Below are 20,958 nucleotides of genomic sequence, written 5' to 3' on the forward strand. Positions count from 1 at the left end.
CGCAAGGACACGACCATGAGCAACGCCGCCCTGGCCACTGCGCCACAAACCCTCGAACTCGACATACACCCGGTTGCCGGCCGCATCGGCGCCGAAATTCGCGGTGTGCAATTGTCCGCCGACCTTGATGCCGCCACCCTCGACGCCATCCAGGCCGCGCTGGTGAAGCACAAGGTGATCTTCTTCCGTGGCCAGACCCACCTGGATGACCAAAGCCAGGAAGCCTTCGCCAAGTTGCTCGGCGAGCCGGTCGCTCACCCCACCGTGCCAGTGGTGGATGGCACCAGCTACCTGTTGCAGCTCGATGGCGCCGAAGGCCAGCGGGCCAACTCCTGGCACACCGATGTGACCTTCGTCGACGCCTACCCAAAGGCCTCGATCCTGCGCAGCGTGGTGGCGCCGGCATCCGGTGGGGATACCGTTTGGGCCAACACTGCGGCGGCTTATCAGGAATTGCCTGAGCCGTTGCGCGAGCTGGCCGACAAGTTGTGGGCGGTGCACAGCAACGAATATGACTACGCGAGCCTCAAGCCCGATGTCGACCCAGCGAAGCTTGAGCGTTACCGCAAGGTGTTCACCTCCACCGTATACGAGACCGAGCACCCAGTGGTGCGCGTGCACCCTATCAGTGGCGAGCGGGTGTTGCAGTTAGGGCATTTCGTGAAGCGCATCAAAGGTTATTCGCTGGCGGATTCGCAACACCTGTTCGCAGTGCTGCAAGGGCATGTGACACGCCTGGAGAACACCGTTCGCTGGCGCTGGCAGGCGGGGGATGTGGCGATCTGGGACAACCGCGCGACGCAGCATTATGCAGTGGATGATTACGGGACCCAGCCGCGGGTGGTACGGCGGGTGACCCTGGCGGGTGAGGTGCCGGTCGGGGTGGATGGCCAGTTGAGCCGGACAACCCGCAAAGGTTGAGGGATGTAGACGACCCTGTGGGAGCGGGTTTACCCGCGAATGCGTAAATGAATTCACCATCGTATTCGCGGGTAAACCCGCTCCCACAGGGGGCGCCCCATCGGTCACAACTCGGTATCACAGGCAATCAGTTGCCTGACCAGCCCCTGAGCAAGCGGCGATAGCCCATACCCCACCCGGCTCACCACACCATAACGGGTATAGAACGCTTCCTCCTGCTCCACCGTCAGGTCGGCCAGCTGCAATGCCACCAACCCCCCGTCACGCTGATACGGCCGCAAGTTGGCATTGCAGGCAATGCCGATGGTGTCCGAGTGCATCACCACATTCAGCAGCGCATAGCCATGCTCGCACTCCACCGTCGGCAGAAAATCCTGCCGCCCGCTGAGGTCGCTGAGGATCTTGCGGATATTCGGCGGGCGGAAGGTGGTGGCCAGGGGGAAATCGAACAGGTCACGCGCCCGCACGCTCTCGCGCTCGGTCAAAGGGTGCCCGACGCGGCAGCAGAAATGCCAGCGCTGCGGCGCCAGCTTGTGCACCTGGTAGTCCGGATCAGACTCGAACTGGCGGGTGTCGGCGACGAAGAACTCGATCTCCTCGGCAACCAGCTTGCGGTTCAGCGCCTGCCAGTTATCTACCTGGAAGCAGGTACGTGCCGCGGGGTATTCGGCGACGAAGCGTGCCACCGCACGCGGTACCAAACCCCCTGCCGGCGCGGGGCCGGAGCCAAAGCGCACCACGCCGGTAGTAGCACCGTTGAACTGGTGGATCTCGTTGACCAGGTTATGTGCCCCGTGCACCAGCCGCCGCGAATGCTCCAGCACCAACAGGCCCTGGCGAGTCGGCGCCAGCTCCTTGCTGGCGCGGTCCACCAGGCGGCAGCCGATGTTGTGTTCGAGGGTCTGGATGCTGCGGCTGAATGCTGATTGCGACAGGTTCACCGCAGCCGCCGCAGCAACGAAGCTGCGGTGCTCGACAAGGGCAATGTAGTGGCGCAGCTGACGGAGATCGATATGCATTTTTTACATTGAAACTTTCGGTCGAATGCAATTGCTGACAAGGGTTAGCCCCCTTATAAAGGGTGTCACTTATTCCACAAAATATGAATTGCAAATATTTATATCACTTAAAAGAATATAAGCCCGACTGACCGCGATTCGGTTCCGCCAACGGAAATGCTCGCCAGGGCCCATGCCTCAAGGAGCATTTGCATGTCCGGAGTTTCCCGTTGGCCTGCGCGCGCGTCGCGTTTCACCTTGCAACCCTTGGCTGCTGGCGTGCTGCTGGCCGCATCCTCTGCCAGCTTCGCCGAAGAGCCAGTCAACGCCACCCCGGCGGTGGAGCAGGAAGCCAAGCTCGGTACCGTCACGGTCAATGCACGCCGCCGCGAAGAAACCGCGCAAAGCGTGCCCACGCCTATCAGCGTGCTCGACAGCGAAACCCTGGAAAGCCAACGCATCTACCGCGTGCAGGACCTGCAGCAACTGGTGCCAAGCACCAACGTCGCCTACGTTCATGCCCGCCAGTCGAGCATTTCGATCCGTGGCCTGGGCAACAACCCGGCCAGCGATGGCCTGGAAGGCAGCGTCGGCATCTACCTCGACAACGTCTACCTCGGCCGCCCCGGCATGGCCGTGTTCGACCTGCTGGACGTGGAGCAGCTGGAGGTGCTGCGCGGCCCGCAGGGTACGCTGTTCGGCAAGAACACTACCGCCGGCGTGCTCAACATCACCACGCGCAAGCCCACCTTCCACCGTGAGGGCAGCATTCAGCAGTCGATCGGTGAAGACGGCTACCTGCAGACCCAAGGCAGCTTCTCGGGGCCGATCAGCGATACGCTGGCCGGGCGCATCAGCGCCTACCGCACCGAGGACGACGGCTATGTGAAGAACATCCACAACGGCGACGACCTCAATGGCGGCAAGCGCCAAGGCTTTCGTACCCAGCTGCTGTTCAAGCCGAGCGAAACCTTCAACCTGCGCTGGATCGGCGAATACAACGAAGAAGACTCCGACAACGGTATTCTCAGCCTGTACAGCACCGGCCCGACCATCAATGGCGTCAACCGCTACGAAAGCTTGGCCGCGCAGGCCGGCGCGACGTTGGTGTCGGGCAAGGACCGCAAGGTCAACTTCGACGCCGACCAGCAAGTGACGGTGTTCCAGGGCGGTACCTCGGTGGAGGCCAACTGGACCCTGCCCAACGACTTCACCCTGACCTCGATCACCGCCTACCGCTGGTGGGACTTCACCCCGCGCAATGACGACGGCCTCAACGTGCCAGTGTTCTACAGCGCCGGGGTATCGGTGCGCGACAAGCAGTACTCGCAGGAAATCCGCCTGGCTTCGCCCACCGGTGGTGCCTTCGACTACGTGCTTGGCGCGTACTACTTCAAGCAGGACCTGGACAACAAATCCTTCACTTACTACGGTCCGCAGGCGGATATCTGGAACCTCACCCCGGCTGGCGCCCTGGCCAACGTCGACACCATTGGCAACGGGCACATCGACACGGACAGCTACGCGCTGTTCGCCCAGGGTACCTGGCACATCACCGACCGCCTGGACTTCACCGCCGGCGTTCGCGGCACCTATGAAGAAAAGAGCGCCTGGGTGACCCGCGACGCACCAACCGGCGGCGCAGCAGTAACCGGGGCCGCCGCAGCAGCGCGCCAGGCTCGGGTAGGCGCCTACGATTCAGGCGACCTCAACCAGTACAGCTTCAGCCCCTCTGGTCTGCTGGGCCTGAGCTACCGCTTCAACGAGCAGTTGCTGGGCTACGCCACCCTGACCCACGGCGAGAAGTCTGGCGGCATCAACCTTACCGTTGGCGCTGCGCCTCGGTTGGGCACCGACTCCCTGCTGGTTGGCACCGAGCGGGTCAATAACGCCGAAGTCGGCTTGAAAAGCTCGCTGTTCGACGACCGCTTGCAGCTCAATACCAACCTGTTCTGGGCTGAAGTGCATGGCTACCAGGCCAACGTCTACGACCAGGTCAACCGCGTGCAGTACCTGGCCAACGCCGGCAAGGTGCGATCGCGTGGCCTGGAGTTCGAAGCCACGGCGCTGCCGCTGCGCGGCCTCACGGTCAACTTCAACGGCTCGTGGAACGACGTGCGCTACACCGAGTACAAGGACGCCCCATGCCCGCCGGAGGTGAGCCTGGCCAACGCCACCGCCACTTGCGACTTGTCTGGCCACCAGGTGGTAGGCGCCTCCAAGTACATCGCCAACCTCAACACCCAGTACAAGTGGCAGGCCAGCGAGCACATCGAACCCTATGTCACCGCCAGCTACGCCTTCCGCTCCAAGGCGGTGGGCACCATCGACGACTCCGATTTCGGCCAGATCCCCAGCTACGCGCTGGTCAACCTTTCCGCCGGTGTACGCCTGGACCAGGGCGACGGCGTGGTCGACCTGTCGCTGTGGGTGAAGAACGCCGGCGACAAGACCTACTTCACCAGCCTTTGGAACTCCGCCAACGGTGGCTATGCCGGCGTGCTCGGCACCCCGCGCACCGTTGGCGCCACAGCCCGTTACGACTTCTGAGCACAAGGAGCTTTGCCATGAATGCCAAGACCGAAACCCCTGCATTGCCTGAAGGCGCCTGCCTGACCGCCAAGGTCCCCGAACCTGACGGGGCGCTGCTCGGCGATGTGGTGGTCAACCCGTATCGCCTGGCGCCGCTGACCGCGATCATTCGCGACGGTGGGCGCAGCCTGAGTGCCGCGCACGTGCGCGTGCTGGGGCGGGGCGAGCGCGGTGTGGACATCGCCTACGAGGTATCCGACCGTTCGTTGTGGACCTACGGCGGCATCCCGGTATTCGGCCTGTACCCGGATCACGTCAACCAGGTGGAAGTGACCTACAAGCTCGACGGCGAGCGCATCCGCGAGCAGTACCAGATCTACGCCTCGGCCGTGCGCTTGCCGGTGGTGGCCAAGCAGACCGCTGCCTTGCCTGAGGTACAGCCGGTCAAGGTAGCGCCAGGTTTTGAAAAGCGCCTGTACCTGTTCAACCACCTGCAGGGTGACATCCCGGGCGGGCGCGCCTTCAAGTGGAATGCCTTGGGCGGCGCGGCAGAATGGGACCAGGTGGGCAACAACTGGATCGCCGACAGCAATGGTGACGTGCGCTGGTACCTGGACATCGAGCAGATCCACGACTCCAACCGCCGCGATGGCCTGGGCGGCACCATGGGCTTCCAGCAGACCCGCGACGGCAAGCTTATCTGGGGCCAGGGCCAGACCTACTCCAAGTACGACCTGCTGGGCCGGCGCATCTGGCAGCGCAGCCTGCCAGACAAGTTCGCCGACTTCTCCCATGAAATCCGCGAAACCGCCAATGGCACTTACCTGCTGCGGGTGGGCACCAGCGACTATCGTCGCCCCGACGGCAAGCGCGTGCGCTCGATTCGCGACCACATCATCGAGGTCAACGAGGCCGGTGATGTGCTGGACTTCTGGGACCTCAACCAGATCCTCGACCCTTACCGTGGCGACCTGCTGGAAACCCTGGGCAAGGCAGCCATCCAGTTGCCGCCCGGGGTGCAGAAACAGGACGAGCGGCTGGCCAACGAACTGGCCGAGGGTGACCTGCCATTTGGCGACACCCCAGGGGTGGGCACCGGGCGTAACTGGGCACACGTCAATGCCATCGACTACGACGCCGAAGACGACAGCATCATCGTTTCAGCACGGCACCAGGGCGTGGTGAAGATAGGCCGCGACAAACAGGTGAAATGGATTCTCGCCTCGCCCCAAGGCTGGCCTGAGCGTCTACGCGAAAAAGTACTGAAGCCGGTGGCGAGCGAAGGCTTCGACTGGTCGTGGACCCAGCACACCGCCTGGCTGACCGGCAAAGGCACGCTGACCGTGTTCGACAACGGCTGGGGCCGCGACTTTGCGCCAACCAGGCTGACCGGCAACTACAGCCGGGCGGTGGAGTACCGCATCGACGAGGCCAAGGGCACGGTCGAGCAGGTGTGGGAATACGGCAAGGAGCGCGGCGACGAGTGGTACAGCCCGGTGACTTCAGTGGTGGCCTACCGGCCAGAGACCGACACCCAGTTCATCTACTCGGCGTCGGTGAACTTCCTGACCCCGGAGAAACTGACCACCACCGTGCTCAACGAGGTGCGGCGCGGGACCCAAGAGGTGCTGGTGGAGCTGAAGGTGCACAGCCGGCAGCCGGGCAGCGTGGGTTACCGGGCCCTGGTGATCGACCTGGCCAAGGCGTTCTGATCAATCCCTTCCGGGAGGGCCGTCGGTCCTCCCATCACATTTCCTTCAGCTCGTTCGTCTAACCTGTACTGGCCTCTTCGCGGGTAAACCCGCTCCCACAGGTACTGCACAATTTCTGGATGCTGTGCAGATCCTGTGGGAGCGGGTTAACCCGCGAAGAGGCCGGTTGCCATTATGCAAATCATGAAATTTCCGCCAGGGTGTTCAACCATTCGTTCTTTTTTTCGAACAGCCTATTGTCCAACACCCCAGCAGCCGCTTAGCATTCGTTTGAGATTTCAAACGCTCGATGCCCTGCCTTGGGCGCTTTTCAACAATCAACAATTCGGGAAGCCGACATGCAGCTCAAAGACGCTCAGTTGTTCCGCCAGCAAGCCTACATCAATGGTGAGTGGCTGGATGCGGACAACGGCCAGACCATCAAGGTCACCAACCCGGCCACTGGTGAAGTCATCGGTACCGTGCCGAAGATGGGCACCGCGGAAACCCGCCGCGCCATCGAAGCCGCCGACAAGGCCCTGCCGGCCTGGCGTGCCCTGACCGCCAAGGAGCGTTCGGCCAAGCTGCGTCGCTGGTTCGAACTGATGATCGAGAACCAGGACGACCTGGCTCGCCTGATGACCACCGAACAAGGCAAGCCGCTGGCTGAAGCCAAGGGCGAAATCGCCTACGCTGCCTCGTTCATCGAGTGGTTCGCCGAAGAAGCCAAGCGCGTCTATGGCGACACCATCCCGGGCCACCAGCCAGACAAGCGCCTGATCGTCATCAAGCAGCCAATCGGCGTTACCGCGGCCATCACCCCGTGGAACTTCCCGGCCGCCATGATCACCCGTAAAGCCGGCCCGGCCCTGGCAGCTGGCTGCACCATGGTGCTCAAGCCTGCCTCGCAGACCCCTTACTCCGCCCTGGCCCTGGTCGAACTGGCCCACCGTGCTGGCATCCCGGCTGGCGTGCTGAGCGTGGTTACCGGCAGCGCTGGCGAAGTTGGCGGCGAACTGACCGGCAACTCCCTGGTTCGCAAGCTGTCCTTCACCGGCTCGACCGAAATCGGTCGCCAGCTGATGGAAGAATGCGCCAAGGACATCAAGAAGGTTTCCCTGGAGCTGGGTGGCAATGCCCCGTTCATCGTGTTCGACGATGCCGACCTGGACAAGGCGGTCGAGGGCGCGATCATCTCCAAGTACCGCAACAACGGCCAGACCTGCGTCTGCGCCAACCGTATCTACGTGCAGGACGGCGTTTACGACGCGTTCGCCCAGAAGCTGGCCGCCGCTGTTGCCAAGCTGAAGATCGGTAACGGCCTGGAAGAAGGCACCACCACTGGTCCGCTGATCGACGGCAAGGCTGTCGCCAAGGTCCAGGAACACATCGAAGACGCCGTTGGCAAAGGCGCCAAGGTACTGTCCGGTGGCAAGATCATCGAAGGCAACTTCTTCGAACCGACCATTCTGGTCGACGTACCGAAGACCGCTGCCGTCGCCAAGGAAGAGACCTTCGGCCCACTGGCGCCGCTGTTCCGCTTCAAGGACGAGGCCGAAGTCATCGCCATGTCCAACGACACCGAGTTCGGCCTGGCCTCGTACTTCTACGCCCGCGACATGAGCCGTGTGTTCCGTGTTGCCGAAGCCCTGGAATACGGCATGGTAGGTATCAACACCGGCCTGATCTCCAACGAAGTGGCACCGTTCGGTGGCATCAAGGCCTCGGGCCTGGGCCGCGAAGGTTCCAAGTACGGTATCGAGGACTACCTCGAAATCAAATACCTGTGCATCAGCGTCTGATCGCACGGTAGCGGTTTTACCTCTGCCAGCGGGGCGCGAGAGCGACGTCTCGCTGGCCTTTTTTACATCGCAGTACCTGGTGGCCAGGGCGTTCATGGCAGTCGATCAACGAATACTGTTCGCGAGCACTCCCAGCCACCCCCGAATAAAAGCGCCACTCCAGACCGGCGCAATGAGGGCATTATGAGCAAGACCAACGAATCCTTGATGCAACGTCGTGTAGCCGCCGTCCCACGTGGCGTTGGCCAGATCCACCCGATCTTCGTCGATACCGCGAAGAACTCGACCGTGATCGACGTTGAAGGCCGCGAACTGATCGACTTCGCCGGCGGCATCGCAGTACTGAACACCGGCCACCTGCACCCGAAAGTGGTTGCGGCCGTGCAAGATCAGCTGACCAAGGTCAGCCACACCTGCTTCCAGGTGCTGGCCTACGAGCCTTACGTAGAGCTGTGCGAGAAGATCAACAAGCTGGTCCCAGGCGACTTCGACAAGAAGACCCTGCTGGTCACCACCGGCTCCGAAGCCGTTGAAAACGCCGTCAAGATCGCCCGTGCCGCCACTGGCCGCGCTGGCGTCATCGCCTTCACCGGCGGCTACCACGGCCGTACCATGATGACCCTGGGCCTGACCGGCAAGGTCGTGCCGTACTCCGCTGGCATGGGTCTGATGCCAGGTGGCATCTTCCGCGCCCTGTTCCCGAGCGAACTGCACGGCATCAGCGTTGACGACGCCATCGCCTCGGTCGAGCGCATCTTCAAGAACGACGCCGAGCCGCGTGACATCGCCGCGATCATCCTCGAGCCGGTACAAGGCGAAGGCGGCTTCCTGCCAGCGCCGAAAGAGCTGATGCAGCGCCTGCGCGCCCTGTGCGACCAGCACGGCATCCTGCTGATCGCCGACGAAGTACAGACCGGCGCTGGCCGTACTGGCACCTTCTTCGCCATGGAGCAGATGGGCGTTGCGCCTGACCTGACCACCTTCGCCAAATCCATCGCTGGCGGCTTCCCGCTGGCCGGTGTGTGCGGCAAGGCCGAGTACATGGACGCCATCGCTCCTGGCGGCCTGGGCGGCACCTACGCCGGCTCGCCGATCGCTTGCGCCGCGGCCCTGGCCGTGATCAAAGTGTTCGAAGAAGAGAAACTGCTGGACCGCAGCAAAGCTGTGGGTGAGCGCCTGACCACTGGCCTGCGCGAAATTCAGAAGAAGCACCCGATCATCGGCGACGTCCGTGGTCTGGGCTCGATGATCGCTGTCGAAGTCTTCGAGAAAGGCACTCACACCCCGAACGCTGCTGCCGTTGGCCAGGTTGTCGCCAAGGCTCGCGAGAAGGGCCTGATCCTGCTGTCCTGCGGTACCTACGGCAACGTCCTGCGTATCCTGGTTCCGCTGACCGCCGAAGACGCTCTGCTGGACAAAGGCCTGGCTATCATCGAAGAGTGCTTTGCTGAACTCGCCTGATGTGACGCGCTTCAGAAAAAACCCGCTTCGGCGGGTTTTTTTTTGTGCCCAGGAAAGCCATGGGGCGCTATCGTTGTCGGAGGATTTGCTCAGGAAGCTGCGATGGACTGTGTGTCAGGGCTATTCAGGAGTTGGCGATGAACGCTGCAGACCCCACCCCACCAAGCGTACTGATTGTCGAGGGCGACCCCTGGGTACGCGACATGCTCAGCGAAATGCTGCTGAGCGTGCGCTGTGATGCCCGTCTGCAGGTCTGCGCCGACGGCTCGCAGGCTCTGAGCGCGCTGTCCAGCAAGCCCGACCTGATCATCGCCGCGCGCGAACTGGCTGGTGTCGATGGCCTCGACTTGTTGCGCAAGGTGCGCGCCAAAGGCTCGGGGTTGCCGTTCATCCTCATGAGCAACCGCAGCGACAGTGCCAGTGTGCGCGAAGCATTGCCCCTGCATCCCACGGCCTACCTGAGCAAGCCGCTGAACCTGGACACCCTGCGCAAGCGCCTGGAGGAGCTGCTGCTGGCGGTTGGCGAAGAAATTGCCTGCCCAGTGCCGGCCCTGCAGGCAGGTGCCAGCCTGCCTGCCTACCTCGAGCAGCGTCGCGCTACCGCCGATGGCGGGCCGCTGCTGGCCGATGTGCAGGTGGCGATCAAGCGCGCGCTCAACCCACATGGCCTGAACCTGAGAGTGCTTGAAGAGCAAGTGCAGGGCGACCCGCAGATCACCGCCGTGCTGATCGCTGCGGCCAACAGCGCAGCACTGCACCGCGAAGCACCGGTGCAGACGTTACTGCAGGCCCTGAACAAGCTTGGCAGCACCCAGAGCATGAACCTTATCCTGGGCATGACCCTCAAGCGCAGTGCGCGCCTCAGTGACCCGCTGCTGGCGGAGCATGCAGCCCGTTACTGGGATTTGTCGCTGCACGCTGCCGAATATGGCCGCACCTTGGCACGCATGCTCGAGCTGGATGAAGGGCTGTGTTATTGCGCGGGGTTGCTGCATTGCCTGGGCGACCTGGCGGTGCTGCGCTGCTTGCAGGAGTGGCGGCTGGCCGGCGGTGAGCTGGATGAAGACCAGGTGCAGCTGTCGCTCAATGAGTTCGGTGCGGCGTTCGGCTCGGCGCTGCGTACGCGCTGGCGGTTGCCGCTGGGGTTGCGCGAGCTGATCGCGGCGATCTACCAACTGGGCGGCGGGGTGTATTCGCGGGAGATCCTGGCAATGAACCTGGCCGGGCAGTTGTCGCGCCTGCCGGCCGAGCAGGGGCTGGAGAAGGTGGCCAGCAGCAAGACTGCGCGGCTGCTCAAGCTTGGCCTGCCGGAGCTGAGGCGGTTGCGGAAGGTGGAGAACCCGGAGGTAAAGCCGCAGGAAGAGCCGCCGGTAGCCGAGGCCGAGGTTTCCAGCTGAGATTTTGGGGCTAGGTTCGTTGAGCCCGGCGCAGATCCTGTGGGAGCGGCCTTGTGTCGCGAAAGGGCTGCGAAGCAGCCCCAGCAATTTGTGCATCTGCGCTGAGATTCAGGGGCTGCTTTGCAGCCCTTTCGCGACACAAGGCCGCTCCCACAGGGCCGTACAGGCCGGCAGGTGGTGAAAAACAGTCAGCCGCGGACGATCTGGTTCTTGCCCTGTCGCTTGGCCTGGTACATTGCCGCATCGGCCCGGGCATACAGGCTGTCCAGCGCCGCATCCTCGTCAGTCAGCCCGGTCACCCCCTGGCTCACCGTCACCCCGTAGGTCTGCTCCCCATGGCTGAAGCTCAGCCGCTGGATATGCCGCTGCAAGCGCTCGGCAATCTGTTCCGCTACCTGGGCAGTACAGCCCGGAAACACCGCCGCAAATTCCTCGCCACCAATACGCCCGAACAGATCCCCTCGGCGTAGCACGGCCTTGCCGCTGTCGGCGATCTGCTGCAACACCTGGTCGCCTTCCTGGTGGCCGTAGCTGTCGTTGATGCGCTTGAAGTCATCGATGTCCAGCAGCAGGAAGGCCAGTGGCGTACCGTCTTCGCGGGCGCTGTCGAAGGCTTGCTGGGCGCATTCGAAGAAGTGCCGGCGGTTGCTGCTCTGGGTCAGCACGTCGGTGGTGGCCAGGCGCTGCAGCTCGCCTTCGAGCTGCTTCTTCTCGGTGATGTCTTCGGCGATGCCAACGATGATCACCCGGTCGCCATCGCGTTGCTGGTTGATGTAGCACTTGTCGCTCAGCCAGCGTAGCTGGCCGTCGGCATTGAGGATGCGGTATTCGCGGTCTTCCACTGAGCCCTTGAGCAGTACTTGGGCCAGGCTGCGCTCGGCGAACTCCAGGTCGTCGGGGTAGATGCTGTCGCGCCACTCGTTGTAGTCGGCCAGCACCAGGCTGGCCGGGCGGCCGAAGATGCGCTCGTAGGCGGGGCTGACGTACAGCACCTGACGGGTTTCCCAGTCGAAGGCCCATAGCACCGCGTTGACGCTGTCGAGCAGCGAGCTGAACAGCTGCTCGCGCTCGCTCAGGCGGGCAACCTCACCTTGGGCGTGGAACAGCGCAAGCAAGGTCTGGGCGGCTTCGGGGGGCGGGGTGCCGGGCAGTGTCGTTGGAATGTTCTTGGCCATGTGCACGGAGCAGATCTCGGCGTGAAAGCGTGCGGCCAGCATCTGGCCCGCCACGCGGGCGATGTGCCAGATATGAGTGTAAACGAGAGGGCGAAGTTCCGGTCGGCACGCCCCGCCAGAGGGGCGTGCCGATCAACGGCGGTCAGGCGCTGGTCGGGCGCAGGGAGTAGGTCTTGAGCTGTGCCGCGAAGTCGCGCAGGGCCTGGATGCCGCTGGTTTCCGCGTCGTGTACCCAGTCTTTCATGGCGGCCAGCATGTCGTGGCCGTTGGCGCTGGTGCGCGCCCAGATCTGCTGCAGGGCCAGGCGTTTTTCGTAGATGGTCTTCAGCGCCTGGCTGTGGGCGAGCATCGACTCGATGCGCACGTGGTGGCGGTCTTCCAGCAGGCTGGTCTCGCGCGACAACAGGCGCTTGGCGCGGCGGAAGTGGTGGCGCAGCGAGGCATCGACGCGGGCCAGCTCCTGCGTGACCAGCGGGCCGATCACCAGCTTGCGGTACTGGGCCATGATCTGGAAGCGGTTGTTGAGAATGGCCATGGCGGTGTCCATGTCCAGGTTGCCTTTGCCTTCGACCCGGTGGGCGATCGGCGCCACGCGCTGCACCTTGGCCAGGCGCAGCAGGCAGAACAGGCGGATCCACGCCCAACCCATGTCGAACTCCCAGCGCCTGACCGACAGCTTGGCCGAGTTGGGGTAGGTATGGTGGTTGTTGTGCAGCTCTTCGCCACCGATGACGATGCCCCACGGCACCAGGTTGGTGGCGGCATCGCGGCATTCGAAGTTGCGGTAGCCGAGCGCGTGGCCCAGGCCGTTGACCACCCCGGCGGCCCAGAACGGAATCCACATCATCTGCACTGCCCAGATGGTGATGCCGATGGTGCCGAACAGCAGCAGGTCGATCACCGCCATCAGCGCGATGCCGCCCAGCTTGTAGCGGGAGTAGAGGTTGCGCTCGATCCAGTCATCCGGGCAGTTCTTGCCGTAGATGCGCAGGGTTTCGGGGTTGCGCGCCTCCTCACGATAGAGCTCGGCACCTTTGCGCAGCACTGTGCTCAGGCCCTTGTGTACGGGGCTGTGCGGGTCGTCGGGGGTTTCACACTTGGCGTGATGCTTGCGGTGGACGGCAGTCCACTCGCGCGTGTTCTGCGCCGTGGTCAGCCACAGCCAGAAACGGAAGAAGTGCTTGAGCGCGCCATTGAGCTCCAGGGCCCGGTGCGCGGAGTAGCGGTGCAGGTAGACCGTGACGCTGACAATGGTCACATGGGTCATCAACAAAGTGATGCCGACCAGTTGCCAGGCCGACAAGTCGAGCAGGCCGTTGTACCACATAGGTGTAGATACCCTCGAAATGCAGGGGGAAGGGCCGATTATCCCTTGACCGGGAAATAAAACCAGTCAACCGTTCAGATAGGAAGTCACGGCATGTTTCAGCCTTTATAATGCCCCATCATTTTCTATGGGCAATTGCACCCGACATGTCTGTTTCAGTTCGCGACGCCTTGCGCATGGCTGCGCTGTATGTGGTGCTCTCGGTCCTCTGCCTGACGCTGGCCGAGGTGGTGTTGCACGGCATGACCGACGACCCTCTTGCACTGAACGTGGGCCGGCAGATCAACCTGGTGGTCTGGGTGCTGCTCAGCGCTGTGCTGATCTATGTGTCGCGGGTACGGCTGCTCGACTTCATCGGGGTCGGCGCGCGTATGCGTGGCGAAGACCGTGAACGCCTGCGCATGGCCGCGGCGGTTTTCGACAGCACCCTTGAAGGCGTACTGGTGACCGATCGCGATGGCCTGATCGTGCATGTCAACCGTGCCTTCATGCGCATCACCGGCTACCAGCAGGACGAGGTCATCGGCCAGCGCCCGAACAAGTTCAAGTCGGGTCGCCATGGCCTGGCGTTCTACCAGCAGATCTTCGCCACCCTGGCGGAAAAGGGCGAGTGGAGCGGCGAAATCTGGAACCGGCGCAAGAGCGGTGAAATCTACCCGCAGTGGCAGACCATTTGCGCCATCCGTGACGATGAAGGCGAGCTCAGCCACTACGTGGCGGTGTTCAGCGACATCAGCGCGATCAAGCATTCGGAACAGGAACTGGCCTACCTGGCCCACCACGACCCACTGACCGGCCTGCCCAACCGCTTGCTGTTCAACGACCGGGCCGAGCAGGCCCTGGCCGCAGCCCAGGCCAACAAGCGCGGTTGCGCCTTGCTGCTGCTGGACCTGGATCACTTCCAGAGCATCAATGACGGCCTTGGCCACACCATCGGCGACCAGTTGCTGAAGCTGGTTGGCGAGCGTCTGGGCGAGGTGCTGGGCAGCGGCGTGACCCTGGCGCGCCTGGGGGGCGACGAATTCGGCGTGCTGGCGGAAAACTGCCATGAGGTCGGCCAGGCGGGCAAGCTGGCGCAGGGCATCATCGAGCGCATGCGCGAGCCGTTCGTGTTCGACGGCCACCGCCTGTTCATCAGCGTCAGCGTGGGCATCAGCCTGTTCCCCAGCGATGCCTTGAGTGCCGAGCAGTTGCTGCGCAATGCCGACTCGGCATTGTACAAGGCCAAGAGCAACGGGCGAGCCTGCTATGCGCTGTATACCGAAGAGCTGACCGCTCACGCCCAGCACAGGGTCGAAACCGCCGGCGAGCTGCGCCGGGCCCTGGAGCAGGACGAGCTGCGGGTGTTCTACCAGCCGGTGCACGACCTGGCGAGCGGCCGCCAGGTCGGCGTCGAAGCCCTGGTGCGTTGGCAGCATCCCCAGCGCGGCCTGGTGCCACCGGGTGAGTTCATCCCGATTGCCGAGCGCACCGGGCTGATTGCCGAGATTGACGCTTGGGTACTGCGCCAGGCATGTCGGCAGATGGTGCGATGGCAGGGTGAAGGGCGGCAGTTGGCGTTCGTGGCGGTGAACATCTCCAGCCGGCTGTTTGGCCAGCCCGAGCTGTACCAGCAGGTGGCCGAGGTGCTGCACGACACCGGCCTGGACCCGGCCGTGCTGGAGCTGGAGGTGACCGAGAGTGCGGTGATGGAGGACCCGGAGGTGGCGCTGGAGCAGCTGCACCGCTTGCGCGAGCTGGGGGTGACCCTGGCCATCGACGACTTCGGCACCGGTTATTCATCGCTGCTACGGTTGAAGCGCTTGCCGGTGCAGAAGCTGAAGATCGACCAGGGCTTCGTTGCCGGGTTGCCGCTGGATGAAGACGACATCGCGATTGTCCGGGTGATCATTGCTCTGGCGCGCAGCATGGGCATGCAGGTGCATGCCGAAGGTATCGAGCAGGCGGAGCAGGCCAGCTTCCTGCTGCAGGAGCTGTGTCAGCTTGGGCAGGGGTACTGGTTCGGGCGGCCGGTGCCTGCCGAGGATCTTCGCTGGGGTTGAGGGCCTCTTCGCGGGTAAACCCGCTCCCACAGGTACTGCACAGGGTTTGATGTCCGTGATATCCCTGTGGGAGCGGGTTTACCCGCGAAGAATTCAACGCTTGTTCAAGCCCTTGGCCAAGCGGTCCCCACCCAGCTGGATCAACGCCACCAACGCCACCAGCATGGCAATCACGGTCAGCATGATCTGGCTGTCGAAGCGCTGGTATCCATAGCGGTAGGCGATGTCCCCCAGTCCCCCGGCACCGATCGCTCCGGCCATGGCCGAGGAATTGATCAGGGTCACCAGGGTAATGGTGAAGCCCCCCACGATCCCCGGTAGCGCCTCTGGCAGCAGCACATGCCAGACGATATGCCAGCGCCGGCAGCCCATGGCCTGCGCAGCCTCCACCAGGCCGTGGTCGACTTCGCGCAGGCTGACCTCGGCAATCCTCGCGAAGAACGGCGTGGCGGCAATGGTCAGCGGCACCACCGCGGCCCACACGCCATAGGTGGTACCCACCACCAGGCGGGTGAAGGGGATCAGCGCGACCATCAGGATCAGGAACGGAATCGAGCGGAACAGGTTGACGAAGGCACCCAGCACCCGGTTCAACAGCGGCGCCTCGAAAATCCCGCCCTTGTCGCTGGTGACCAGCAGCACCGCCATCGGTACCCCAACCAGCAGCGCAATCAGCGACGACACGCCAACCATCAGCAGGGTATCGAGCAAGCCTTCCAGCAGGCGATCAAACCACATTGCCCAGTACCTCCACGTCCTCGGCCCAGCGGCGGGCGCGTTCCAGCAATTGATGGGTGTCGTGCGGCGAGTGCTGCACCGACAGGATCAACTGCCCCAGGGCATGCTCGCCAATGGTTTCCACACCTCCCTGCAGCAGGCGCACGCGGCCGCCAAGGTCGTTGAACAGGGCAGACAGTTCGGGCTCGCCGAGCAGGGTCAGCCTCAGCACCACGGCACTGTCGCGGCTTGCCGGGCTGGCCCGCAGGCTGGCTTGCAGCGCAGCTGGCAACCTGGCTTGCAACGGTGCCAGCAGGGTACGGGTTACCTCGTGGCGTGGTGAGCCAAACACCCGCCACACCTCACCCTGCTCGACCACTTCGCCACGCTCCAGCACCACCACCCGGTGGCAGATATCGCGAATTACCGCCATCTCGTGGGTGATCAGCACGATGGTCAGGCCCAGGCGCTGGTTGATGTCGCGCAGCAGTTCCAGAATGGAAGCGGTGGTTTCCGGGTCCAGCGCCGAGGTGGCCTCGTCGCACAGCAGGATCTCGGGGTCGTGCACCAGCGCCCGGGCAATGCCCACGCGCTGCTTCTGCCCGCCGGACAGCTGCGCCGGGTACACGTGGTGCTTTTCCTGCAGGCCGACCAGCTCCAGCAGTTCGCGCACCTTGCGCTGGCGTTCGGCCTTGGCCACGCCGGCCACCTTCAGGGGCAGCTCGACGTTCTGCCACACGGTCTTGGCCGACATCAGGTTGAAGTGCTGGAAGATCATACCGATGCGCCGACGCAGGGCTACCAGGTGGTCCTCGTCGAAGGGCGCGATGTCTACCTGGTCGATCAGCACCCGGCCCTGGCTGGGTTGCTCCAGACGGTTGATGGTGCGCAGCAGCGATGACTTGCCGGCGCCGCTGCGGCCGATGATGCCGAAGATTTCGCCATGGCGGATGTTCAGGTCGATGCCTTGCAAGGCCGGTTGCGTCTGGCCCGGGTAGGTCTTGCCCAGGCCGATGAAGCGCACGTGGGCTTCATTGACCTCCGGGCGCAGGGCCTGTTCCCTGGCCGTTGGCGGCAGTGGTTGTATGGTAGGCGCCCGGAGCGCGCTGGCCTGGCTCATGTCAGCCCTCCCAACCGGCCTGGTAGAGCTTGCCATGGGCTTTGTCCAAGGCTGCGCGCACCACCGGCGAGTGCTGGTAGATGTCGACGAACCTGGCCAGGCGAGGGTCATCCTTGCTTTGCGGGCGAATGACGAACTGGATCACGTATTCCTTGTTTTCCAGACCGTCGAACAGCAGTGCGGAGGCAGCGTCGAAGCTGTTGGCCAGGCGGATGTAGGCCGGGTAGCCCTGCACCAGGTCGGCGTCGTCATAGGCACGTACCAGCTGCACAGCCTCTACCTGAAGGATTTTCAGCTTTTTCGGGTTGGCGACGATGTCGTCCTCGGTGGCCTTGTAGCCGACCCCCGGCTTGAGGGTGATCAGCCCGGCCTTGGCCAGCAGCTGCAGGCCACGGCCGCTGTTGATCGGGTCGTTGGCGATGGCCACGCTGGCGCCTTCGGGCAGGTCGGCGAAGCTCTTGTACTTTTTCGAGTACAGGCCGACGTTGTTGATGATGCCGGGGGCGTAGGGCACCAGGTTGAAGCCTGCAGCCGCCTTGGCGTTCTCCAGGAACGGGATGTGCTGGAAGTAGTTCACGTCGATGTCGCCGCTGTTGAGGCTGACATTGGGGGCGATCCAGTCGCTGAACTCGACCAGCTTCACTTCCAGGCCTTGCTTGTGCGCTTCTTCCACTGCGGCTTCCAGCGGGATGGCAAAGGCCGAGGTGGTGCCGATCTTCAGCGGTTCGACAGCCAACGCGCTGGCGGACAGACCAAGGGTGAGGGCGATGGCCGCGACGGGCCGGAACAGTTTATCAAGCATGGTGCAGGGCTCCAGTCGGGGCAGGGGTAGAGGTAAAGCGGTAAGCCGAGCCAGGGTGGTCGGCGGGCAGGTGCGGGTGGTCGGCCTGGAACAGTTTTTCGCGCAGGGTGCCTTCGGCGTAGGCGGTCTTGTAGCGGCCACGCTGTTGCAACTGCGGGATGACCAGGTCGATGAAGTCCTCGAAGCTTTCCGGGGTTACGGTGCGGGTCAGGTTGAAACCGTCCAGGCCGGTTTCATCGATCCAGGCGATCAGCTCCTCGGCCACCTGCTCGGGCGCGCCGACCAAGGTCACGTAACGGCCACCCAGTGCGTGCTGCTGCAGCAGGCGCCGGCGGGTCCAGGCGTTTTCCTGCAACTGGCGCGTGGCGGACTGGATGGCGTTGCCCTGGCTGAAGGCAATTGGCTCGTCCAGGGCGTAGGCGGCGAAGTCGATGCCGGTGGACGCTGCGAAATGCGCGACCCCGGCCTCGGCGCTGGCATGGTGCAGGTACTCGGCATGCTTGGCCTGGGCCTGCTGCTCGGTGGCGGCGACGATCACCGTGATGCCCATGAACACCTTGACCGCCTGCGGGTCGCGGCCAGCGGCCTGGGCGGCGGCGCGCACCTTGTCGACCTGGGCGCGCGTGGCGGCCTTGTCCTGGCCACTGATGAACACGCATTCGGCATGGTTACCGGCGAAGGCCAGGCCACGCTGCGAGCTGCCGGCCTGGAACAGTACCGGTGTACGCTGTGGCGAGGGCTCGCACAGGTGGTAGCCGTCGACCTTGTAGAACTCGCCCTGGTGATCGACCTTGCGCACCTTTTCGGGCCTGGCATACACGCGCTGCTGGCGGTCGGCGACCACGGCATCGTCGGCCCAGCTGCCTTCCAGCAGTTTGTACAGCACTTGCAGGTATTCGTCGGCCTGGTCGTAGCGCCGGTCATGCTCAGGTTGCTGCGTCAGGCCCATGGCCCGAGCGGCGCTGTCGAGGTAGCCGGTGACGATGTTCCAGCCCACCCGGCCATTGCTCAGGTGGTCCAGGGTGGAAAGGCGCCGGGCGAACAGGTACGGCGCTTCGTAGGTGAGGTTGGCGGTAAGGCCGAAGCCCAGGTGGCGGGTGACGGCGGCCATGGCCGAGACCAGCAGCAACGGGTCGTTTACCGGCAGCTGGATGGACTCCTTGAGGGTGAGGTCCAGCGACTGACCGTAGATGTCGTAGGTGCCGACGATGTCGGCGATGAACAGCCCGTCGAACAGGCCGCGCTCCAGCAGGCGCGCCAGGCTGGTCCAGTAGTCGAGGGTCTTGTACTGGGTCGAGGTGTCCCGTGGGTGGGTCCACAGGCCGTGGTTGATGTGCCCGATGCAGTTCATGTTGAAGGCATTGAGCAGGATCTGCTTGGCCATCAGATGGTCCCCCGACGTGGTGGGTTGGCATCGTTCAGGTAGTAGTTACCGATGGCGTGGTACTTCCAGCGCACCGGGTCGTGCAGGGTGTGCACGCGGGCGTTGCGCCAGTGGCGGTCGAGGTTGTGTTCGGCCAGGGTGGCCTGGCTACCGCCCAGTTCGAACAGCGTGGTGCCGGCAGCGAGGGAAATCTCGGTGCTGATGGCGCGGGCCTCGGCCACCGCGATGGATGCGGCAGCCACGTTGTCGGCAGTGCTGTCGTCGCGGGCACGGTCCAGGTATTCGCCGGCACGCTCCAGCAAGGCTTCGGCGGCGTGCAGGCGGATCGCCAGGTGGCCGAAGCTCTTCAGCGTCAGCGGGTCATCGCTGGCCTTGTCCAGGCCAGAGTCGACCCAGGGGCGGCTGCGGGTGCGCACGAAGTGCAGGGCATCTTCGTAGGCGGCGCGAGCGATGCCGGTGTCGATGGCCGCATGAAGGATCTGCGCCAGCGGGCCGACCGGGGTGGGGCGTTCGAAGGCGCTCTGGAACGGCACCACATCGTCGGCACTGACATGAACGTTGTCGAACACCACCGAGCCGCTGCCTGTGGTGCGCTGGCCGAAACCGCTCCAGTCGTCGATAACCTTCAGGCCCTGGCTGTCGGCCGGGACGAAGGCCAGGTGCTGCACGCCCTGTTCATCGACCACCGAAGTGGGAATGCGCTGGGCGTAGATGGCGCCGGTTGAGTAGAACTTGCGGCCGTTGATGCGAAAGCCATTGCCGTAGCGGGTCAGGCGAGTGGTGCGCTCGTTGGCGGTCTTGGTGCCCAGTTCGGCCAGGGCGTTGCCGAAGCGCTTGCCCGCCAGTACTTCGGCGTACAGGCGTTGTTGCTGTTCAGGCGTGCCGTTTACCCGCAGCACTTCCAGTGCGTAGAAATGGTTTTGCGGGATCTGCCCGAGCGAGCCGTCGGCCTGAGCGATGCGGGCGATGACCTTGGCCAGGGTGATGTTGGACACGCCGGCGCCGCCAAAGGCCTTGGGCACGCTGATGGCCCACAGGCCGGAGCGGGTGAACAGTTCCAGTTCGGCGTGCGGCAGGCGGCGCTCGCGGTCGCGCAGGGCGCTGTCGCGGCGTAGCTGTTGGGCGACTTCTTCGGCGACGTTCAGGGCTTCGGTGTCGCTGGTGATGATGTTTGTAGTCATGGTGTTCTCCGGGGGCCGCTGCGCGGCCCTTCGCGGGCTCGCCCGCTCCCACAGGTAAAGTGATGCCTGTTCAGGCGCTGGTAATCCTGTGGGAGCGGGCGAGCCCGCGAAGGGCTGCGCAGCAGCCCCAAAGGCAGCAAGTCAGATCCAGGAATGCCGCGCAGGCAAGGTGCCGTTCAGGTAGTACGCGCCAACCGCGTGGTACTTCCAGCGCACCGGGTCGTGCAGGGTGTGCACCCGGGCATTGCGCCAGTGGCGGTCGAGGTTGAACTCGGCGAGGGTGGCGCGGCTGCCGGCCAGCTCGAACAGCTTTTCGCTGGCCTGCAGGGCAATTTCGGTCGTCAGTACCTTGGCCTCGGCCACCGCGATCGAGGCCCGCGCCGCGCTTGCTGTATCGATCGGCGCGGC

16 protein-coding genes are annotated in these 20,958 nt (G+C 64.0%); 7 read left to right on the top strand and 9 right to left on the bottom strand.

From position 1 onward, the window contains the following. Positions 1 to 15: 15 nt before the first annotated feature. On the top strand, positions 16 to 921 hold the full coding sequence (locus JV551A3_RS02225) for a TauD/TfdA dioxygenase family protein (protein WP_133969912.1): 906 nt from the start codon (positions 16 to 18) through the stop codon (positions 919 to 921). 104 nt (positions 922 to 1,025) lie between these two features. On the opposite strand, the gene JV551A3_RS02230 is transcribed toward JV551A3_RS02225, so the two are convergent. After that, positions 1,026 to 1,940: a LysR family transcriptional regulator gene (locus tag JV551A3_RS02230; RefSeq protein WP_133969913.1), complete on the bottom strand. Its 915-nt coding sequence runs from the start codon at positions 1,938 to 1,940 to the stop codon at positions 1,026 to 1,028. A 156-nt stretch (positions 1,941 to 2,096) separates the two neighbouring features. Here JV551A3_RS02230 and JV551A3_RS02235 point away from each other — a divergent pair, with 156 nt between their 5' ends. The 5 genes from JV551A3_RS02235 (at position 2,097) to JV551A3_RS02255 (ending at position 10,802) form a co-directional block, all read left to right on the top strand. Beyond that, positions 2,097 to 4,469, top strand: coding sequence for a TonB-dependent receptor (locus JV551A3_RS02235; RefSeq protein WP_372239041.1), 2,373 nt, complete (start codon positions 2,097 to 2,099; stop codon positions 4,467 to 4,469). A 17-nt stretch (positions 4,470 to 4,486) separates the two neighbouring features. Beyond that, positions 4,487 to 6,163: an aryl-sulfate sulfotransferase gene (locus JV551A3_RS02240; RefSeq protein ID WP_133969915.1), complete on the top strand. Its 1,677-nt coding sequence runs from the start codon at positions 4,487 to 4,489 to the stop codon at positions 6,161 to 6,163. Positions 6,164 to 6,501: 338 nt separating this feature from the next. Continuing rightward, entirely contained in the window at positions 6,502 to 7,944 is a 1,443-nt protein-coding gene (gene gabD / locus JV551A3_RS02245) for an NADP-dependent succinate-semialdehyde dehydrogenase (protein ID WP_015268576.1), read from the top strand. A gap of 183 nt (positions 7,945 to 8,127) precedes the next feature. Continuing rightward, positions 8,128 to 9,405 carry a 4-aminobutyrate--2-oxoglutarate transaminase gene (gabT, locus tag JV551A3_RS02250; protein WP_133969916.1) on the top strand — a complete coding sequence of 426 codons (1,278 nt, stop codon included), beginning with the start codon at positions 8,128 to 8,130 and terminating at the stop codon, positions 9,403 to 9,405. A 137-nt stretch (positions 9,406 to 9,542) separates the two neighbouring features. After that, entirely contained in the window at positions 9,543 to 10,802 is a 1,260-nt protein-coding gene (locus JV551A3_RS02255) for a response regulator (RefSeq protein ID WP_133969917.1), read from the top strand. A gap of 188 nt (positions 10,803 to 10,990) precedes the next feature. On the opposite strand, the gene JV551A3_RS02260 is transcribed toward JV551A3_RS02255, so the two are convergent. Continuing rightward, positions 10,991 to 12,019, bottom strand: coding sequence for a GGDEF domain-containing protein (locus JV551A3_RS02260; RefSeq protein WP_133969918.1), 1,029 nt, complete (start codon positions 12,017 to 12,019; stop codon positions 10,991 to 10,993). A gap of 100 nt (positions 12,020 to 12,119) precedes the next feature. Beyond that, complete coding sequence (gene desA / locus JV551A3_RS02265) at positions 12,120 to 13,304, bottom strand: delta-9 fatty acid desaturase DesA (RefSeq protein WP_133969919.1); 1,185 nt, start codon at positions 13,302 to 13,304, stop codon at positions 12,120 to 12,122. A gap of 146 nt (positions 13,305 to 13,450) precedes the next feature. Here desA and dibA point away from each other — a divergent pair, with 146 nt between their 5' ends. Next, positions 13,451 to 15,346, top strand: coding sequence for a phosphodiesterase DibA (gene dibA, locus JV551A3_RS02270; protein WP_133969920.1), 1,896 nt, complete (start codon positions 13,451 to 13,453; stop codon positions 15,344 to 15,346). A gap of 93 nt (positions 15,347 to 15,439) precedes the next feature. Here the strand turns inward: dibA and JV551A3_RS02275 are convergent, their stop codons facing one another. The 6 genes from JV551A3_RS02275 to JV551A3_RS02300 all read right to left on the bottom strand — a co-directional run. Further along, on the bottom strand, positions 15,440 to 16,084 hold the full coding sequence (locus JV551A3_RS02275) for a methionine ABC transporter permease (RefSeq protein WP_008096606.1): 645 nt from the start codon (positions 16,082 to 16,084) through the stop codon (positions 15,440 to 15,442). Beyond that, positions 16,074 to 17,183, bottom strand: a complete 1,110-nt coding sequence (locus tag JV551A3_RS02280) for a methionine ABC transporter ATP-binding protein (protein ID WP_133969921.1) — start codon at positions 17,181 to 17,183, stop codon at positions 16,074 to 16,076. The genes JV551A3_RS02275 and JV551A3_RS02280 overlap by 11 nt, the downstream gene beginning before the upstream one ends. Before the next feature lies 1 nt (position 17,184). Further along, positions 17,185 to 17,985, bottom strand: a complete 801-nt coding sequence (locus JV551A3_RS02285; RefSeq protein ID WP_133969922.1) for a MetQ/NlpA family ABC transporter substrate-binding protein — start codon at positions 17,983 to 17,985, stop codon at positions 17,185 to 17,187. Then, positions 17,978 to 19,369: an LLM class flavin-dependent oxidoreductase gene (locus JV551A3_RS02290; protein WP_133969923.1), complete on the bottom strand. Its 1,392-nt coding sequence runs from the start codon at positions 19,367 to 19,369 to the stop codon at positions 17,978 to 17,980. Before JV551A3_RS02290 ends, JV551A3_RS02285 begins: the two co-directional genes overlap by 8 nt. Continuing rightward, positions 19,369 to 20,550 (bottom strand): SfnB family sulfur acquisition oxidoreductase, encoded by a 1,182-nt coding sequence (locus tag JV551A3_RS02295; protein ID WP_133978293.1) that lies wholly within the window; start codon positions 20,548 to 20,550, stop codon positions 19,369 to 19,371. The genes JV551A3_RS02290 and JV551A3_RS02295 overlap by 1 nt, the downstream gene beginning before the upstream one ends. Positions 20,551 to 20,691: 141 nt before the next feature. Next, positions 20,692 to 20,958 (bottom strand): acyl-CoA dehydrogenase family protein (locus JV551A3_RS02300; protein ID WP_268939124.1); only part of this gene is annotated, 267 nt, incomplete at its 5' end.

This window comes from Pseudomonas inefficax (assembly GCF_900277125.1).
Taxonomy (GTDB): Bacteria; Pseudomonadota; Gammaproteobacteria; order Pseudomonadales; family Pseudomonadaceae; genus Aquipseudomonas; species Aquipseudomonas inefficax.

What these genes read in the sequence shown, in the direction of transcription:
- JV551A3_RS02280 (WP_133969921.1), bottom strand. Translation starts at nt 17,183, where the DNA reads ATGAGCCAGGCCAGCGCGCTCCGGGCGCCTACCATACAACCACTGCCG.
- JV551A3_RS02255 (WP_133969917.1), top strand. Translation starts at nt 9,543, where the DNA reads ATGAACGCTGCAGACCCCACCCCACCAAGCGTACTGATTGTCGAGGGC.
- JV551A3_RS02235 (WP_372239041.1), top strand. Translation starts at nt 2,097, where the DNA reads ATGCTCGCCAGGGCCCATGCCTCAAGGAGCATTTGCATGTCCGGAGTT.
- JV551A3_RS02230 (WP_133969913.1), bottom strand. Translation starts at nt 1,940, where the DNA reads ATGCATATCGATCTCCGTCAGCTGCGCCACTACATTGCCCTTGTCGAG.
- desA (WP_133969919.1), bottom strand. Translation starts at nt 13,304, where the DNA reads ATGTGGTACAACGGCCTGCTCGACTTGTCGGCCTGGCAACTGGTCGGC.
- JV551A3_RS02290 (WP_133969923.1), bottom strand. Translation starts at nt 19,369, where the DNA reads ATGGCCAAGCAGATCCTGCTCAATGCCTTCAACATGAACTGCATCGGG.
- JV551A3_RS02285 (WP_133969922.1), bottom strand. Translation starts at nt 17,985, where the DNA reads ATGCTTGATAAACTGTTCCGGCCCGTCGCGGCCATCGCCCTCACCCTT.
- JV551A3_RS02225 (WP_133969912.1), top strand. Translation starts at nt 16, where the DNA reads ATGAGCAACGCCGCCCTGGCCACTGCGCCACAAACCCTCGAACTCGAC.
- JV551A3_RS02260 (WP_133969918.1), bottom strand. Translation starts at nt 12,019, where the DNA reads ATGCTGGCCGCACGCTTTCACGCCGAGATCTGCTCCGTGCACATGGCC.
- JV551A3_RS02295 (WP_133978293.1), bottom strand. Translation starts at nt 20,550, where the DNA reads ATGACTACAAACATCATCACCAGCGACACCGAAGCCCTGAACGTCGCC.
- JV551A3_RS02240 (WP_133969915.1), top strand. Translation starts at nt 4,487, where the DNA reads ATGAATGCCAAGACCGAAACCCCTGCATTGCCTGAAGGCGCCTGCCTG.
- gabT (WP_133969916.1), top strand. Translation starts at nt 8,128, where the DNA reads ATGAGCAAGACCAACGAATCCTTGATGCAACGTCGTGTAGCCGCCGTC.
- JV551A3_RS02275 (WP_008096606.1), bottom strand. Translation starts at nt 16,084, where the DNA reads ATGTGGTTTGATCGCCTGCTGGAAGGCTTGCTCGATACCCTGCTGATG.
- gabD (WP_015268576.1), top strand. Translation starts at nt 6,502, where the DNA reads ATGCAGCTCAAAGACGCTCAGTTGTTCCGCCAGCAAGCCTACATCAAT.
- dibA (WP_133969920.1), top strand. Translation starts at nt 13,451, where the DNA reads ATGTCTGTTTCAGTTCGCGACGCCTTGCGCATGGCTGCGCTGTATGTG.